The organism is Nonlabens ulvanivorans, assembly GCF_032922765.1.
Classification (GTDB): Bacteria; Bacteroidota; Bacteroidia; order Flavobacteriales; family Flavobacteriaceae; genus Nonlabens; species Nonlabens ulvanivorans.
This window is the reverse complement of record NZ_CP136694.1, coordinates 808215-826648: the sequence shown is the minus strand read 5'-3', so window position 1 is coordinate 826648 and position 18434 is coordinate 808215. Positions and strand designations below refer to the sequence as shown.

General features: G+C 34.3%; 17 protein-coding genes. 12 read left to right on the top strand and 5 right to left on the bottom strand.

Going from position 1 to position 18434, the window contains the following annotated elements; all coding sequences use genetic code 11:
• The first annotated feature begins 47 nt into the window (after nucleotides 1–47).
• Complete coding sequence (locus tag R1T42_RS03755) at nucleotides 48–344, top strand: hypothetical protein (RefSeq protein ID WP_317291358.1); 297 nt, start codon at nucleotides 48–50, stop codon at nucleotides 342–344.
• Here the strand turns inward: R1T42_RS03755 and msrA are convergent, their stop codons facing one another.
• Nucleotides 345–872: a peptide-methionine (S)-S-oxide reductase MsrA gene (gene msrA, locus R1T42_RS03750; protein WP_317291357.1), complete on the bottom strand. Its 528-nt coding sequence runs from the start codon at nucleotides 870–872 to the stop codon at nucleotides 345–347.
• 111 nt (nucleotides 873–983) lie between these two features.
• On the opposite strand from msrA, the gene R1T42_RS03745 reads away from it, so the two are divergent.
• The 8 genes from R1T42_RS03745 to R1T42_RS03710 are packed head-to-tail and all read left to right on the top strand — an operon-like array spanning nucleotide 984 to nucleotide 10368.
• Nucleotides 984–3440 carry a DUF5916 domain-containing protein gene (locus R1T42_RS03745; protein ID WP_317291356.1) on the top strand — a complete coding sequence of 819 codons (2457 nt, stop codon included), beginning with the start codon at nucleotides 984–986 and terminating at the stop codon, nucleotides 3438–3440.
• 21 nt (nucleotides 3441–3461) lie between these two features.
• Complete coding sequence (locus tag R1T42_RS03740; protein WP_317291355.1) at nucleotides 3462–4130, top strand: ABC transporter ATP-binding protein; 669 nt, start codon at nucleotides 3462–3464, stop codon at nucleotides 4128–4130.
• Complete coding sequence (locus R1T42_RS03735) at nucleotides 4123–4890, top strand: TIGR02757 family protein (protein WP_317291354.1); 768 nt, start codon at nucleotides 4123–4125, stop codon at nucleotides 4888–4890. Before R1T42_RS03740 ends, R1T42_RS03735 begins: the two co-directional genes overlap by 8 nt.
• Before the next feature lie 59 nt (nucleotides 4891–4949).
• Nucleotides 4950–6146 (top strand): sensor histidine kinase, encoded by a 1197-nt coding sequence (locus R1T42_RS03730; RefSeq protein WP_317291353.1) that lies wholly within the window; start codon nucleotides 4950–4952, stop codon nucleotides 6144–6146.
• A 50-nt stretch (nucleotides 6147–6196) separates the two neighbouring features.
• Nucleotides 6197–8101: a BatA domain-containing protein gene (locus R1T42_RS03725; RefSeq protein ID WP_317291352.1), complete on the top strand. Its 1905-nt coding sequence runs from the start codon at nucleotides 6197–6199 to the stop codon at nucleotides 8099–8101.
• Nucleotides 8098–9348 carry a dihydroorotase gene (locus tag R1T42_RS03720; protein WP_317291351.1) on the top strand — a complete coding sequence of 417 codons (1251 nt, stop codon included), beginning with the start codon at nucleotides 8098–8100 and terminating at the stop codon, nucleotides 9346–9348. The genes R1T42_RS03725 and R1T42_RS03720 overlap by 4 nt, the downstream gene beginning before the upstream one ends.
• Nucleotides 9341–9697, top strand: a complete 357-nt coding sequence (locus R1T42_RS03715) for a hypothetical protein (protein ID WP_036579080.1) — start codon at nucleotides 9341–9343, stop codon at nucleotides 9695–9697. Before R1T42_RS03720 ends, R1T42_RS03715 begins: the two co-directional genes overlap by 8 nt.
• Nucleotides 9697–10368, top strand: a complete 672-nt coding sequence (locus tag R1T42_RS03710) for an alpha/beta hydrolase (RefSeq protein ID WP_317291350.1) — start codon at nucleotides 9697–9699, stop codon at nucleotides 10366–10368. The genes R1T42_RS03715 and R1T42_RS03710 overlap by 1 nt, the downstream gene beginning before the upstream one ends.
• On the opposite strand, the gene R1T42_RS03705 is transcribed toward R1T42_RS03710, so the two are convergent.
• Complete coding sequence (locus R1T42_RS03705) at nucleotides 10369–10869, bottom strand: hypothetical protein (protein ID WP_317291349.1); 501 nt, start codon at nucleotides 10867–10869, stop codon at nucleotides 10369–10371.
• 1 nt (nucleotide 10870) lies between these two features.
• On the bottom strand, nucleotides 10871–11632 hold the full coding sequence (locus R1T42_RS03700; protein WP_317291348.1) for an MBL fold metallo-hydrolase: 762 nt from the start codon (nucleotides 11630–11632) through the stop codon (nucleotides 10871–10873).
• Nucleotides 11633–11720: 88 nt separating this feature from the next.
• Here R1T42_RS03700 and R1T42_RS03695 point away from each other — a divergent pair, with 88 nt between their 5' ends.
• Nucleotides 11721–13175 (top strand): nucleotidyl transferase family protein, encoded by a 1455-nt coding sequence (locus R1T42_RS03695; protein WP_317291347.1) that lies wholly within the window; start codon nucleotides 11721–11723, stop codon nucleotides 13173–13175.
• A 76-nt stretch (nucleotides 13176–13251) separates the two neighbouring features.
• Here the strand turns inward: R1T42_RS03695 and bcp are convergent, their stop codons facing one another.
• Entirely contained in the window at nucleotides 13252–13701 is a 450-nt protein-coding gene (gene bcp / locus R1T42_RS03690; RefSeq protein WP_036579071.1) for a thioredoxin-dependent thiol peroxidase, read from the bottom strand.
• 34 nt (nucleotides 13702–13735) lie between these two features.
• Here bcp and R1T42_RS03685 point away from each other — a divergent pair, with 34 nt between their 5' ends.
• Nucleotides 13736–14395 carry an endonuclease III domain-containing protein gene (locus R1T42_RS03685; protein ID WP_036579069.1) on the top strand — a complete coding sequence of 220 codons (660 nt, stop codon included), beginning with the start codon at nucleotides 13736–13738 and terminating at the stop codon, nucleotides 14393–14395.
• Nucleotides 14396–14759: 364 nt separating this feature from the next.
• Here the strand turns inward: R1T42_RS03685 and R1T42_RS03680 are convergent, their stop codons facing one another.
• Nucleotides 14760–15350 carry an RNA polymerase sigma factor gene (locus tag R1T42_RS03680; RefSeq protein ID WP_036579066.1) on the bottom strand — a complete coding sequence of 197 codons (591 nt, stop codon included), beginning with the start codon at nucleotides 15348–15350 and terminating at the stop codon, nucleotides 14760–14762.
• A gap of 206 nt (nucleotides 15351–15556) precedes the next feature.
• Between R1T42_RS03680 and uvrA the strand changes: the two genes are divergently transcribed.
• On the top strand, nucleotides 15557–18361 hold the full coding sequence (uvrA, locus tag R1T42_RS03675; protein WP_317291346.1) for an excinuclease ABC subunit UvrA: 2805 nt from the start codon (nucleotides 15557–15559) through the stop codon (nucleotides 18359–18361).
• Nucleotides 18362–18434: the final 73 nt, after the last annotated feature.

The following is an 18434-nucleotide window of genomic DNA, read 5'->3' as shown; positions in this document are numbered from 1 at the left end:
TTTTGGAACGTTATTTGACTACCTTTAAGTAGTTAAATTATAATTACATGTTTGAATCAAAACGCTCTAAACTTATTTTCGGAATCATCTTTGACTTAGTCGGTATGGCTTCCTATATCATTCCTGGTATAGGAGAGTTTACCGATATAGGTTGGGCACCAGTTGCTGGTTATTTAATGACAAAGCTTTATCCAGGTAAAACGGGTGTGACAGCTGGTATCATTACAACTATTGAAGAATTAGTCCCAGGACTAGACATCATCCCTACGTTTACAATTACGTGGATATATACGTATGTCATTAAAAAAGAAGACCCTAAACAAGTGATTGATGTAGAGTCTTAATTACTTGGCAAGATCTGCAAACTGCGTCATTAATTTACGCACTTTAGGATCTATTACATACTGGCAGTAACCTTGTAAACGATTGTTATTATAGTAGTCGTCATGTATATCGTCTGCATCATAAAAAGGCGTCGCTGGTGCTACTTCTGTAACAATCGCATTTTCAAAAACACCTTGATCAGTGAGTTCATTAATATAATCCACTGCGATTTCATGCTGTAAATCGCTCAAGTATAAAATGGCACTACGATAATGTGTTCCTACATCGTGTCCTTGTCTATTAAGCGTGGTAGGATCATGAGTTGCCATAAACACCATCAATAGCTCTTTATAACTGATAATTTCAGGATCATAGGTTATTTTAACAGCTTCGGCATGACCGGTACGTTGGGTTACGACTTCTCTATAAGCTGGGTTTTTAATATGTCCACCGCAGAAACCAGACTTTACTTGCTCTACTCCTTTAACTCTTTGAAATACGGCTTCTGTACACCAGAAACATCCACCTGCTAGAATTGCTATATCCATGATTGCTTTTTAAGCAAGTTAATTTACAGATTGTAAATCATATGTTAAATTAACATGGGTTTAATGAATCTATAGTTTTTAGCTTTTAGCTTTGGAAATTCATAAAAAGTCATGCTCAGAATTATTGTTTTCACATTGTTATTTTTTAGTTACGCTTTCGCGAAAGCGAATACGACTACAACATTACAAGACACAACCAATATCGCGAGAAAAGTTTACCGAGCTACTCGTATATCCACACCACCCAAAATAGACGGTAAACCTTTTGATAAAATATGGGATCGAGTTACTACTGGTGGTAATTTTATAATGGCGCAACCTAATAATGGTGACGCCGAAAGGGACACACACAGAACAGAATTCAAAGTAGCCTATGATGATGCCGCTATTTATGTAGCCGGTTATATGTATGACGAAAATCCTGAATCTGTTTTAAGGCAGTTCTCTCAACGTGATCAAGTATTTGAGCAAGCAGATCTATTTGGCTTTTTTATTAATACTTATAACAACCAGATTAATCAAACTCGTTTTTATGCCACTAGTGCAAATGCTCTAGGAGATGCCATAGCCGAAGGTAATAGTCAAGATTTTAGTTATAATGTAGTTTTCTTATCTGAGGTCTCCTTTGATGAACGCGGCTGGTATGTTGAAATGAAGATTCCATATAGAACCTTACGTTTTCCAGAACAAGATGTGCAAGACTGGAGTTTTCAAATATTGCGTGTTATTAAATCACTTAATGAAGAATATACTTATAATTATATAGATGTTACTACCGGTACTGATACACAATATGATGCCTTATTAACGGGAATAGAAAATATAGATCCGCCACTGCGATTAAATCTATATCCATATGTATCTGTCATACATGATCGTTTTGACGATATAGAATCTACTAGCTTTAATGCTGGTATGGATTTAAAATACGGTATTAGTGATGCCTTTACATTAGATGCCACCTTAATTCCAGACTTTGGACAGGTGGCTTTTGATCAGGTAGTACTTAATCTGGGCCCATTTGAACAAACTTTTAATGAGAATAGAGCCTTCTTTACTGAAGGAACAGACCTTTTTAGAAAAGGTGATTTGTTTTTCTCTAGACGTATAGGACAACGACCTAGCGGATCTAGAAATCTAGAAGTTCTCGATGATGAAGATATCATCAATAATCCTAGAAACGCTCAATTATTAAACGCTATTAAAGTTACAGGTCGTACAGAGAAAGGTCTAGGAATAGGAATTCTTAATGCTATTACAGAAAAGACAAATGCAACCATACAAAATAGAGTCGACGGCACAAGACGCGAGGTAGAGACAGAACCGCTAACTAATTATAATATGTTAGTACTAGACCAGCAATATGGAAACAACTCTTCTATCGCCCTAGTTAATGCTAGTACCTTGCGCAATGGCTCTTTTACAGATGCAAATTCAAATGCCATTGTTCTTAATCATAACAATAAGGCCGCGACTGATAATATAAGTGCAGAGGTTAAAATGACCAATCGCTTTACACCAGACGGGACAGAAACAGGTTTTGCCACTGAAGCAAATTGGAGAAAAACCAGCGGTAAATGGCGTCCTCGATTAGGACACTTCTTTAGAGATCGCAATTATAACCCAAATGATCTAGGAAGAAACTTTCAAACTAATTTTCACACGTTTGCAGCAGATTTGGATTATGTGCAGTTAACTCAAAAAGGTATTTTTAATAGATATGAAATTAGTCTACGCACTAGACATAGACGTGCAGCATCGCCTGGATTTCATACGGGTTCTGAAATAAATTTAAATCCGTTTTTTATTACTAAAGAACGTTTTGCGTTTGGAGCAGATTTTAATTATTACACAGACCGCAAGGATCAGTTTGAATCTAGAATAGAAGACTTAGTCGTTAAATATGGACAAGGAATTTTTACAGGCGGTTTTATCTCTAGTGATTATCGCAAAAAATTTGCAATTGACATAAGAGCTGGTCGATTTAAAAGACTCAATGAGAAAGAGCATAATTATGATTTTAGAATCGCACCACGCTATCGTTTTTCTGATCAATTCTTACTTATCTATAGTTTAAACTGGGATAAGAATAATGACAGAATGAGCTATGTCACTTTAACTGATGATGATACCACTTCTATACTCAGTGAACGAGACACTCATAGTGTTGAGAATAGATTAACTGGGACATATAATTTTAATAATCGACAGGCCTTAAGTATTTCATTTAGAAACTTTTGGTCTCGAGCCACCTTTAGCCGTGATTTTAAAGAACTGCTATCAGACGGTTCTTTGGAAAATAGTGATTATGAGCTTGAAGAGGATTTTAATCCAGATGCTAATTTTAATGTGTGGAATCTAGATTTATCATATAGATGGCGTTTTGCACCAGGTAGTGAAGCTTCTTTATTGTATCGTAATTCTATTTCTAATTTTGATAATCAAGGAGCAATCCAATTTGAAGAAAGTCTGGACAATCTTTTTATGGAACCAGTACGACACAATCTGTCCTTGCGCATCACCTATTTTTTAGATGTGAATGCTGCAAGAAAGTGGTTTAAAGCTTAAAACTCGCTACATTTGTCTTACATGATACAAGCACGACATATATATAAAAGCTTTGGTGATTTACAAGTACTTAAAGATGTAGATCTTACAATTAACACCGGCGAGATTGTTAGCGTTGTAGGTAGTTCTGGTGCAGGTAAAACAACATTATTGCACATACTAGGCACTTTAGAACGTCCAGATCTTCATACAAATACCTCGTTAACAATAGACGGTACAGATGTTACCAGGTTAAATTCAAAAATGTTGAGTCGTTTCCGTAATGAATCTTTGGGATTTATATTTCAATTTCATCAGTTATTACCTGAATTCAGTGCTTTAGAAAATGTGTGTCTGCCAGCCTTTATTAAGAAAACACCTAAAGATGCAGCCATTAAAAGGGCCAAAGAATTACTAGATTACTTAAAACTCTCTGATCGTTTCGACCATAAACCGGGCACTTTAAGTGGTGGTGAACAACAAAGAGTAGCTGTTGCTAGAGCCTTAATTAATAATCCTAAAGTTATTTATGCAGATGAGCCTACAGGAAATCTAGACAGTAATACAGCAAATGATTTACACGAATTAATATTTAAACTGCGATCAGAGTTGAACCAAACTTTTGTTATCGTAACGCATAACGATGAACTAGCAAACCTTGCAGATAGAAAGTTAGTCATGCAGGATGGTAGATTTTTAACAAATGAATAGAGCACAGCTCAAAGAATATCTAGATGCAAAAGTGGAACAGTACAATGTTCCAGACTTTATACCACACGATCCTATTCAAATACCACATCTTTTTACAAGTAAAAAAGACATTGAAATTGCAGGTTTTCTAGTTGCAACAATCTCGTGGGGAAATCGCAAGTCTATTATTAATAATTCCAATAAATTGATGGAATTAATGGATCACGCTCCTGCAGATTTTATAATAAATCATGAACCTGATGACTTAAATCGGTTTGATGGGTTTGTGCATCGCACCTTTAATAGTGAGGACTGTAAGACTTTTATACGATCATTAAGAAATATAGAACTAGAATATGATGGTTTAGAAAACGCTTTCGCGAAAGCGTATTTAGAAAAAAATCATCTTCAACATGCTATCACTAAATTTAAAGAAATATTCTTTGAAATTGAACACTTACCACGGACACAGAAACATGTTAGTGATCCTTTGAAAAATAGCAGTGCAAAGCGTATAAATATGTTTTTAAGATGGATGGTACGTCAGGATAATGCCGGTGTAGATTTTGGAATATGGGATCAAATCCCAATGAGTGCACTTTCTCTACCGCTAGATGTTCATACCGGTAATATTGCTCGCAAATTGAAAATGCTTAAAAGAAAGCAAAATGACGGTAAAGCCGTTGCTGAATTAGATAATTACCTGCGCAAACTAGATCCTAACGATCCTGTTAAGTATGATTTTGCATTATTTGGTGTAGGAGTCTTTAATGATTTGTAGGAATATAGTATAAACAGTAAACGTTTCGTTTACCTTTGCCGTCGTTAACCAAGAAATGAATGAACGCGATAGCACACCAAAATGAAAATCAACGACTTAAGGTCTTGAAAGACTACGGTATTTCTAAGGAGCGAGAAAAAGTATTTGATGATTTGACAGAATTAGTATGTCGTCTTACTTCAATTCCTAGATCTCTAATAAGTATTGTTGATAAAGATGAGGTATGGTTTAAGTCCCAAAGAGGTTTAGAACTTAAATCTAGCACTCGAGAATTATCATTTTGTAGTCATGCAATTAATTCTGAAGAGGATATTTACTTAATTGAAGATGCTCGTAAGTTAGAAGAGTTTAAAGATCATCCTTTTGTGAACGCGCCAGATCCTTTAATTTTTTATGCAGGTGTTAAACTAGAAAGTGAACAAGGCCTACCACTGGGTACTCTCTGTGTTTTAGATAATAAACCTCATAAATTAACTGAAGAAGAAAGAGCTTCTCTATTAATGGTAGCAGATCTAGCAAAAAGACAATTAGAATTACATAAAAAAAATACTGAATTATTAAAACAGACCGCTATTCTTGAAGAGAATAATGAGATGTTGAAGAGTTTTGCCCATACTGTATCTCATGATATGAAAATGCCACTCGCAAATATGGTATTAACGACTGACATCGTTGCAAAAAAATATGGCAGTAATATAGATGAGGCTGGGAAAAATTATTTGAATTATATAAAAGATGCTGCCTTTGGTTTATCTGATTATGTAACTCAAATACTAGCACACTATGAAAGTGAGTCGTTACTCGTGGAAGAAAAAGAAACGTTTGATGCTTATACATTATTAGAGCATATACACGAGATTCTTGCTATACCAGATGATATCGATTATATTTTACCAGAGGACAATATTGAATTACAAATCAATAAAAGTGCTCTGGAGCAAATTTTAATTAACCTAATTGGTAATGCATTAAAGTATAATGATAAGAAGACCATTGAAGTTAAAACAGATATTATTGATAAGGAAGAGTACTATATTATTAAAGTTTCAGACAATGGTATAGGTATCGCAGACGACAAAAAGGATGAGATTTTTAAAATGTTTCAAACTCTTAATCAGCCAGATCGTAATGGTAAACGTGGTAATGGAATAGGCTTGAGCACAGTTCAAAAGTTAGTCAAAAAATTAAACGGTATGATTACCGTTAATTCTGAACTTGGATTGGGAACAGAATTCGTCATTACTCTATCAAAATAAAGTAGGTGAATCTGAGATAAGATATTATCTTTGAATAATCCTAGATTTAAATGATATTTAAAAACCCTTCAATACTATACGGACTTCTATTTCTTATCGTCCCTATTATTGTTCATTTATTTCAATTAAGGCGATTTACAAAAGTACCTTTTACAAATGTTGCTTTTTTAAAACCTCTCATTACTCAAACACGCAAGAGTAGACAACTTAAAAAATGGCTGACATTACTAGCACGTATGGCTGTGATTGCTTGTATTGTAATAGCATTTGCTCAACCATTTATACCAGGTAGTAATGTCGCTACCCAAGAAAAAGAAACCGCCATATACTTAGACAACTCCTACTCTATGCAATCTAGTGGATCAAAAGGAGAGCTTTTTAAGACAGCTGTCACAGATTTATTAGAACGATTGCCTAATGATCAAAAATTCACTCTTTTTACAAACAGTAATACCTACACCAACACCACTAAAAAAGAGATCGCTAACGATTTATTAAATTCTGAATATCAATCCAAACCTTTAAGTTATGAGCAAATACAGCTTAAAGCTAATGCCTTATTAAACGATAATAAGAAGAGAAAGGAATTAATCATTATTTCAGATTTTCAAAAAATTGATGAAACTTTTCCCGATACCATTAAAGGTTTAAAAAGAGAATTAGTATTTCTTGAAGCCGAAGGCTCTAATAATATATCCATTGATACCGCATACATTAGTAGAAGAGAAACAAACTCAATAGATATTAGTGTTTCAGTAACTAGTGATAAAGCCATTAATAATCCAGTGACGTTGAGTTTAGAAAACAACGATGTTCTAGTTGCTAAGACTAGTGTTGACCTCACTAATTTGAAAGATACAGGTGTTTTTAATTTTGAAACTAGTCAACCCTTACAAGGTCGCATTTACCTTGAAGACAATAGTCTTTCATTTGACAATGAACTTTTTATCAGTAACAATATAGATCGTAAGATTAAAGTACTAGCTATAAATACTGTTGATGGTGATTTTTTAAAAAGGATTTATACCGAAGACGAGTTTGACTTTACAGCGGTTAGATCTAGAGATCTAAACTTCAACCTTTTAAAGGAACAAAACTTAATAATTCTTAACGAATTAAATAGTATATCAGTTAATCTCGCTAAAGAAATAAATACCTATCTGAGAAATGGTGGCTATCTAGTAATGATACCGGCTTTAGATCAATCGGGTTATAGCTCTATTAACAATATTCAAGGTACAGATAACATTAGTGAAAAGGAAAAGCGTATCACTGAAATTAATTATAATCATCCTTTATTAAAAGGTGTATTTAATAAACAAATTTCAAACTTTCAATACCCTAAAGTTAACGCAACAACAAACACTATAAGTGCTTTAAATCCGATTCTTAAATTTGAAGATGGTAGTAGCTTTTTATTTCAAAAAGGCAATGTATTTAACTTTACAGCTCCATTAAATAATCAAAATTCTAATTTTAAGAATTCTCCTTTAATAGTTCCTATTTTATATAATATGGGGCGCAATAGTTTACCAGTGCAACAATTATATTATCACATAGGAGATAAAAACTCTATTGCAATACCAGAAAAGATAATCCGTGATGAAATCTTGGAATTAAGAAACGAAAGTAATGCGTTAATTCCAAAACAACGTGCATTTGAATCTTTTGTATTAATAGAGATTGAGGATGAATTAAATAACTCAGGAAACTATAAAGTCATAAAAGACAATGAAAGTATTACTACACTGAGCTTTAATAGCAGTCGTCAAGAAAATAAGCTTAATTACTTTACCGCATCAGAATTAGGCAGTAATAATATTGCATATTCCGTAGAGGATTTAGTATACAAATTGAATGAAGAAGATGGAGTATTAAGTCTATGGAGGTATTTTGTTATCGGTGCTCTCTTCTTTTTAATATGTGAATTATTGATTTTAAAGTTTTTGAAATGATATTATTAAAGAACGTTACTATAGTTGATGCTGGTAGTGATCTACATCTTAAGAAAAGAGATCTTTTAATTAAGAATGGAAAGATTTCTCAAATAGGGACACGTATTGAAAGCGAGGAAGCTCGAATCATTGAAAAAGAAAATCTTCACATTTCTATAGGTTGGTTCGATAGTAGTGTATGTTTTGGAGAACCTGGTTTTGAAGAACGACAAACTATAAAAAATGGATTAGATACTGCTGCAAAAAGTGGTTTTACTACAGTGATGTTAAACCCAAATAATCAACCTAATCCACAAGATGAGTCGGGTATTAATTATTTAAAAGGGAAAACATCTGGAGAAGCTGTTACCGTTTTACCTGTTGGAAGTTTCACTTTGCAACAAAAAGGAGAACACCTTGCAGAGTTGTATGACATGCAACAAGCTGGTGCGATATCTTTCTATGACTTCAAGCAATCCATACAGAATACTAACTTACTAAAAGTAGGTTTGCAATATGTAAAATCCTTTGGTGGCATCATTCAGTCCTTTCCACAAGACAATTATCTTGCCGGTAAGGGAATGGTAAATGAAGATGAAAGGACCATTCATTTAGGGATTAAAACAAAACCTGCAATTGCAGAAGAAGTTCAAATCGCGCGTGATATTCAAGTGGCCGCATATACGGGTGCTAGGTTGCATATACCTACCATAACAACTGCCACAAGCGTACAACTAATAAAGGAAGCAAAAAAGAAATATTCTAATATCTCCTGTAGTGTATCTACTAATCATTTACTGTTAGATACTAAAAATCTATCAGACTTTAATACGCATTTCAAAATCCAACCACCATTACGTGATGAGAAACAAAAAAACGCTTTAATAAATGGTTTAAAGAGCGGTGTTATCGACACAGTAACGTCAGACCACATACCTTTGAACGTAGAACACAAAGCAGTTGAATTTGATCAAGCAAGTTACGGTAGTACTGGATTAGAAAGTAGTTATGGTATATTACAATCATTGCTTGATACAGAATCAGCGATTAAGGCCTTAACATCTGGTTACCTAATTTTTGGATTACAAAGACCACAAATTAAAGTAGATGAACTAGCTAACTTGAGTCTTTTTATACCAGACGTAAAATACACCTTTGAGAAAAAAGATATTTTATCAATTTCTAAAAACAGTGCTATTATAGGTAATAAACTAAAAGGTAAAGCTCTTGGTATTATTAATAACAAAAAAATAGTTTGGAATGGTTAAAGAACCTGCAGGTAAATCAATTGCAATCATAGCATATGCAAGTGCGCTATTTCTATTTTTTCATTTAATCGTTTGTATTGCCATTTTTGGTGTAGCCATAATATTAAACAATGGAAAAAATCAACCATTTGCTGCTTTCCATTTAAGACAAATGTTTGGAATTATAGCTGCTGCAGTTATTGTAAGTACTTTTTCTAGCATTATCCCTACGGGTATTATACCTCTTTTAATGATATGCTTCTTTGTTCTTTTAGCCGTTTTAGGACTTGTTAGTGCTTTACGAAATCAAAAAGACGAATTACCTATAGTCGGTCCACTATTCCAGAAATGGTTTAATTTTATCAAGTAATGAAGACTTTCACAGATTTATCCCTTAAGCATGTCATAAGACCTGCAAATAAAGAAAATGCACCTCTACTGCTACTCCTGCATGGATATGGTAGTAATGAAGAAGATTTATTTTCTTTTGCACCAGAGATTTCTCAAGACTTTTTTATAGTATCTGCACGAGCTCCATATAATATGGTACCTCAAGGTGCAGCTTGGTATGCTATTAACTTTGACGCAACCGGCGGTAAGTTTAGCGATGTGAATCAGGCAAAAGAAAGTATGGCCTTATTACTTAAATTCATAAAAGAATTAAAAGCTCACTACCCTATTTCAAAAGATAAAATCAATATTCTTGGTTTTAGTCAGGGCGCTATTCTTTCATATGGTCTATCCCTTTCTCATCCAGCATTATTCAATAAAGTGGTTTGTATGAGTGGTTATTTAAATGAAGAAATGATTGAACAGCCAGAAGATCTTGAATCTCGCTTTCGCGAAAGCGAAAATCAACCATCTTACTTTATCTCTCACGGAACAGTTGATCAGGTCGTTCCTTATGCATGGGCAAAACTGGCTCCAGATTTTTTGAAGAAATTAAACATTGACCATGTGTTTAAAGATTATCCTATAGGACACGGCGTGGCTAGAGATAATTTTTACGACATGAAAGAATGGTTAGAAAGAGATCTTTAATTATCGATACTTATTATAAAGTACCGATTTTAAAGTCTGCATCGATAAATTATTGTTCTCGTCAAAGTTGTATTGTATCAATACTTCACCCCAATTAGTATTATCAGTAAAATTTGCAATTAACCATTTGTGATTTAAAACCTGTAAATCATTAATTTGATATCCACGTCCTTCACCTATGTAATCAACAAGCGGATTGCCACCATCTGTAAGGTTTTGTTCTAGTAGGTAATCCTGTAACACGGTTTCTATTTTATTACGATCTAGACCTGATGACTCAAAGTAATTATAGGCTTCTTCATTATTATCTAGTGAAAACACAGTAGCATCTGCTTTTGCTGCTTGAGCTGCGTCTAGTTGCTTTTGTGTGTTTTCTAGTTTTTCTTCTAATGTTCGATAAGCGCGGTCTTGTGACTCTTGTATATTTCTACCATTTACATATAGAATTAATGCTATTAAAGAGGCAAAAATAAATAGGTATAAATAAAGGTTACGTTTCATATTATAAATTGATTTCTAAATTATCATAGGCTAAATAGACTCCTTCTGGTAAGTTTTTCTCTACTTCTTCATGGAATCCTAGATGATGACTGATGTGTGTAAAGTAAGTACGCTGTGGTTGTAATTCCCTTACTAATTCAAGAGCTTCTTCTAAATTAAGATGTGTATGATGCTCTTGTTCTCGCAACATATTAAGTACTAGCACATCTAGATTTTTCAGTTTTTGCTTTTCGCTAGTACTAATGGTTTTCACGTCTGTCATATAAGCAAAATCCTCGATCCTAAAACCGTGTACAGGTATAAATCCATGATCTGCTAGTACTGGTATGATTTTAATGCCAGAGGCCATAAAAGAATCATTCTCAAATTCGTGAACCGTTAGGTCTGCCACACCTGGATATTTATTAACGGTAGCAAACATATAACTGAAACGTTCCTGCAACGCTTTGTGAACACGAGATGTCATATGACAATTAATCTCTCCTTGTCTAAAAAAGAAAGGTCTTAAATCATCGAGTCCAGCGGTATGATCTGCATGCTCATGTGTAAAAAGAACGCCATCTAAATGGCTTACATCATGTCGCAACATTTGCTGTCTAAAATCTGGTCCACAATCAATTACGAGTCTTTTATCTTTATATTCTATCATAGCACTTACTCGCAATCTTTTATCTTTAGAGTCAGTACTTTTACAAACGGGATGGTCACTTCCTATGACAGGAATTCCTTGTGAAGTTCCTGTTCCTAAAATGGTGATTTTCACTTGAACTATTTTAGGTTAAAAATAGCTATATTTTTTTGTTCTACGTTGTGGTTTGCTACCTTTGTGTAAACGATATAACAACACCATAATGGGAGTTACCTTACCTGGAGATAATGATTTTGAATCAGTTCCATCAATAAAAAACAAGTCGCTTAGAATCAATTTGAATCGTAATATTTACGGAACATTTGCTGAGATAGGTGCTGGACAAGAAACGGTACGTCATTTTTTCAGGGCTGGTGGTGCATCTGGAACTATTGCCAAAGCCATGAGTGCCTATGACAAAGACTTCTCTGATGCTGTTTATGGCGTGCAAGATGATGGCCGTTATGTGACTGAAGCACGTCTTAAACGCATGCTTCAACACGAATCTAACCTTATTGAAGAACGTATTGCACGTGATAAACATCCAGAAAAGATGTTTTTTACTTATGCAAATACCGTAGCTACTATTGATTTTGCAAAAAAGTATAAAGGTCATGGTTGGGTAGGAATTAAATTTCAAGCAGCTCCTTTAGAAGAATACTCTGAAATTATTTTACATGTTCGTTTTAAAGAAACTGATGCTCGATTGCAGCAAATTACTTTAGGAATATTAGGTGTTAATCTAATTTATGGTGCTTTCTATAAACATGATCAACCTAAAAAATTATTGAAATATCTATATGATCATATCGATAAGGATAAGATTGAAATAGATATGATCAACTTTGATGGACCACGTTTTAAACAAGTGGACAATCGCCTGATGTCCCTACAGTTATTACGTAATGACATGACTGAGGCTGTCATGTTCGGTCCAGACGGTAAAAATATATTAAGCGCACGCATTCTATATAAGAAGAATGTCCTAGCATTAAGAGGTAGCTTTAGACCAGTTACAAAAGTGAATATGGATATGTATGAAACTGCAAAGGCCATGTTCATAAAGTCTGGTAAAGTTAAAGAAGATAAGCTCGAGACGATCTTTGAGATAACACTTTCTAATCTAAAGGCTCAAGGAGAGATTGATGAAGAAGATTTCATGCACCGTGCAGAACTACTGTGTTCTTTAGGGCAGACAGTTATGATATCTAATTTTAAAGAATACTATAGACTCGTTGAGTACTTTAATAACTATACCAAAGAGCGTATCGGACTAGTTATGGGTGTCAACAATCTAGTAGATATTTTTGACACAAAATACTATACACATTTAAGTGGTGGGATATTAGAAGCCTTTGGTAAATTATTCTTTAAAGACTTAAGAGTCTATCTATACCCAATGATTGATGCAGAAACTGGTGAATTAACGACCAGCGATAACATAAAAGTTCATCCACGTATGAAAGAGCTTTATAAGTTCTTTAAATATAACGGTCGCGTTATTGATATAGAAGACTATAATAAAGAAGTCATGCATATATTCTCTAGAGAAGTATTGCGCATGATTGCAGATGGTGAAGAAGGATGGAGAGAAATGTTACCTCCTGGAATCGCTGACCTTATTGATGAGCAAAATCTATTTGGATGTAATACCGTTGATTTATTAGGTACATCATAACAAACCATATGATTATAATAATAAAAAAGACCGCTTTAATAGCGGTCTTTTTTTATGAAGTTGTAAATCTACTCAACTACAGAATTTGAGCTGCGTGATCTTTGGTTTTCACCTTAGTAATAACATCTTCAATAATACCATTTTCATCAATCACAAATGTGGTTCTATGAATTCCGTCATATTCTTTACCCATAAACTTTTTAGGACCCCAAACTTGAAAAGCATTCAATAAGGAATGGTCCTCATCTGCTAGAAGGTCATAAGGAAGTTCATATTTATTTTTAAAATTCAATTGCCTTTTAGGACTATCTGCACTGGCACCTAGGATTTCATATCCGCTTTCGCGAAAGCGTAATACATTATCTCTCAGATTACAAGCTTCGGCAGTACAACCAGGTGTACTCGCTTTAGGATAAAAGAACAACACTAACTTTTTACCTTGGAAATCAGATAATGAAACGGTATTACCATCTTGATTAAGTACTGAAAAATCTGGAGCTTTATCTCCTGCTTTTAATGTCGTCATAGTTGTATTTTTGTTGAAAGCATAAATTTAAAAAATGAATAAAGAGGAAAAGGTCAATTTTATCATAAATAAATTGGAAGAATTTTACCCACAAATTCCGATACCTCTAGATCATAAAGATCCTTATACTTTATTGATTGCCGTTTTAATGAGTGCTCAAAGTACGGACGTGCGCGTTAATCAAATTACACCTTTACTTTTTGAACGTGCCGATAATCCATATGACATGATTAGAATGTCAATAGATGAAATCAGAGAAATAATAAAACCTGTAGGCTTATCACCTATGAAAGCAAAAGGAATTCATGGACTGTCACACATGATTATTGATTTGCATGATGGTAAAGTGCCACAGACTTATGAAGAACTTGAAGCTATGCCAGCTGTAGGACATAAAACCGCTGCGGTGGTGTTGTCACAAGCCTTTGGCATACCTGCATTTCCCGTGGACACTCACATTCACAGATTAATGTACCGCTGGAATCTGACCAACGGTAAAAACGTGGTTCAAACAGAGAAAGATGCAAAACGCCTTTTCCCAGAAGAAAAATGGAATGATTTACATCTTCAGATTATTTGGTACGGTCGTGAATATAGTCCTGCGCGTGGTTGGGATCTAGAAAAGGATATCATTACTAAAACTGTGGGAAGAAAAACGGTGTTAGATGAATACTATAAGAAGTTGAAAAAGTAGACGCTAAACAGAACTTATCAGAAGAAACGTATAGGTTATAATTTCATAATATCGGTTATGACCTAAATTCCTCTACCTATTGTAATTTCTTCATTTAAATCAAAAAACCCATTAAAACCTTAAAGTTTCAATGGGTTTTTATAGCTGAAAACAAAAATTAATTGTTAAGTGTCTCAAACGTCATGTTCTTTATCTTCATAACACTCAATGCTTTTGAGAAGTTGAGCAGGAATTTCACCGTGTCATCTTTTGGTCCCAGTGGAGTCACTCTTTCAGGAATTGATTCATTGTAAAGTTTTGCCATGTGTTGCGTTTATTTTCAATATAAACGAGGCATTTTAAACTTTATTATAAAATCAAGCCTTTAATTTGTTAATATGATATTGTGTTTATCAATCACTTTACGCAAGTTGATCAATGCATAACGCATTCTACCTAACGCGGTATTGATACTTACATCAGTACATTCTGCTATTTCTTTAAATGACATGTCCTTATACATGCGCATAATCAAGACCTCTTTTTGATCATCAGGTAATTCTTCAATAAGTTTCTTAACGTCCTGCTGCACCTGTAAAGATATCATCTCATTCTCTGTACTTTCTTGACCATTACTAATCACGTCAAAAATGTCAAAGTCGCTATTACTAGAAGAAAACTTAGGCATACGCTTATTTCTACGGAAATGGTCTATAACTAGGTTATGTGCGATACGCATGACCCATGGAAGAAACTTACCTTCTTCATTATACTTACCTCTTTTTAAAGTACGAATTACTTTTATGAAGGTATCTTGAAAAATATCTTCAGTCACATCGCGATCCAATACTTTGGAATAGATAAAACTGTAAATTCTTTGCTTGTGTCTTGTGATAAGCACCTCAAGGCCGCTTTCATCACCTTTAAGGTACTGGGTTACTAGAACCGCATCTGTGGTAGTGTTTTCTAACTTCATAACTATAACAAACTTTAAGACCTTAATTAAGGTTCAAGATCTCTGATTTAAAGTAATTATATAGCTATACGCAGTCTGTTTAGAATTAGTAACGGGTTAAATATAACAACATTTGTTCCAAACCAACAAAATACTACCCAACAATTTAACATATTATATGAAATACATTGTTTTTATTGGTCGTTGAGCGTTTTATCTTTGTGCATATGACGCACGATACCTTATTTGCAAACATTGACGAGCTTAGCCCTAAAGACAATATACTTATTAAAGGAGCTGGACTTCATAACTTAAAAGATTTAAACGCTGTAATACCACGCAATAAGCTTGTTGTAATAACAGGACTATCTGGTAGTGGTAAGTCATCCCTTGCTTTTGATACACTATATGCAGAAGGTCAACGACGCTATGTAGAAAGTCTTTCTTCATATGCTAGACAATTTTTAGGCCGTCTTAATAAGCCTAAGGTGGAATATATCAAAGGGATTGCTCCTGCAATCGCTATTGAACAAAAAGTAAATTCTACAAATCCGCGTAGTACAGTAGGAACGACTACAGAAATTTATGATTACTTAAAACTATTTTTTGCTCGTGTAGGTCGCACCTATTCACCTATTTCAGGTAATGAAGTGAAAAAGCATACCGTTACAGACGTCGTTAATTATGTAAAAACACAAGATGAAGGAACTAAACTTTTACTGCTTACTAGACTCATAGTAAAAGGTAAACGTGAGGTAAAGGATCAACTGGACGTTTTATTACAACAAGGTTTCACACGTATTAAAATTAATGATACCGTAGAACGTATTGAAGGATTAGAATATTCTTTTAAAAAGTCAGATAAAGTCTCTATTGTTATAGATCGTATCATTAAACGAGATGATGAAGATTTTTTTAATCGACTTGCAGATGCCATTGACACGGCTTTCTTTGAAGGCAAAGGAGTTTGTATGATAGAACATATGGACGGCAGCACTCACCGAGAGTTCAGTAATAAGTTTGAGTTGGACTGCATGGAATTCTTAGAGCCTAATCCTCATTTGTTTAGTTTCAATAATCCATATGGTGCCTGCCCTAACTGTGAAGGTTATGGAGATGTAATAGGTATTGATGAAGAGTTAGTAATTCCTAACACAGCTCTTTCTATCTATGAAAACGCTGTTTTCCCATGGCGTGGTGATAATATGAGCTGGTATAAAGACCAACTTATTAAAAACGCAAGTAAATTTGACTTCCCTATTCATAGACCTTGGTTTGAATTATCAGACGCACAAAAGGATCTTGTATGGTCAGGAAATAAGCATTTTGAAGGTATCAATGACTTCTTTGCAGAGCTTGAAGCAAAAGCATATAAAATTCAAAACCGCGTTATGCTTTCTCGTTATAGAGGAAAAACGAAGTGTAGCGTTTGTAAAGGAAAAAGATTGCGTGTAGAAGCCAGTTATGTAAAAGTTGCAGGTGTTTCTATATCAGATTTAGTAAATCAACCTATTAAAGACCTCAAGGAATTCTTTGAAAAAGTTGAATTATCTCAAAACGAACTAGATATAGCAAAAAGACTACTTGCAGAAATTCAAAGTAGACTCAATTTCTTATCAGATGTTGGATTAAATTATCTTACACTTAACAGAAAGTCTAATTCATTATCTGGCGGAGAGTCGCAACGTATCAATCTCGCTACCTCTTTAGGTAGTAGTTTAGTCGGTAGTATGTATATACTAGATGAACCCAGCATAGGATTGCATCCTAGAGATACTGCGAGATTAATTAAAGTTCTTAAAAATTTGCGTGATTTGGGTAACACAGTTATCGTTGTGGAACATGATGAGGAAATCATGCAGGCAGCCGACATGATTATAGATATAGGTCCAGAGGCTGGTACTCATGGCGGTGAGGTAGTTGCTGCAGGAACTTTAAAAGAAATTTTAAAATCATCTAGCCTCACAGCGCGCTATTTAAATGGTAATCTAGAAATACCATTACCTAAGAAAAGAAGAAAGTTCAAACATTATATAGACATTAAAGGTGCGAGACAAAACAATCTTAAAAATATTGATGTACGTTTCCCTTTAGGTGTACTAACTATGATTACTGGAGTTTCTGGTAGTGGAAAAAGTACACTTGTTAAACAAATTTTATATCCAGCAATTCTCAAAAAACTAGGCGGCTACGGTAAAAAAGCGGGACAATTCACCAGTATAGACGGGAAATTTGAAAACATAAAAACGGTCGAATTTGTTGATCAAAACCCTATCGGACGCAGCTCTAGATCTAATCCTGTAACTTATATAAAAGCATATGACGACATCCGTAACCTATATGCAGATCAAAAAGTTGCTAAAATAAGAAACTACAAACCTAAACACTTCTCTTTCAATGTTGAAGGAGGAAGATGTGAAACTTGTAAAGGTGATGGCGAAGTTACTATTGAGATGCAGTTTATGGCAGACGTGACCTTAACCTGTGAGACTTGTAATGGTAAAAGATTTAAAAAAGACGTTCTAGAGGTTCAGTTTAAAGATAAGAATATCGATGATCTTTTAAATATGACTATTGATGATGCGATCAGCTTTTTTGAAGAAGCTGAAATTTCTAAAATCATCAGAAAATTAAAGCCTTTACAAGATGTAGGATTAGGATATGTCACCTTGGGACAAAGCTCTTCTACCCTATCTGGTGGCGAGGCACAACGTATTAAACTGGCTAGCTTTTTAGTAAAAGGAACAACAGCAGATAAAACACTATTTATATTTGATGAACCTACAACAGGTCTGCATTTTCACGATGTAAACAAGCTCCTTGATAGTTTTAATGCACTGATTGAGAAAGGACATTCTGTTATTGTGATAGAACATAATATGGATTTAGTAAAATGTGCCGATTATGTTATTGATTTAGGTCCAGATGGTGGTATGAATGGTGGTTATTTAACGGCAACGGGTACGCCAGAAGAAGTTGCAAAAATTAAAAAGAGCATTACGGCACCGCATATTGCAGAAAAAATCGCTTAACTTTTGAAAGTTTATGTGATGTGATAGATACGCTTTCGCGAAAGCGTATCCATGACATTTATATAGTTCTAAA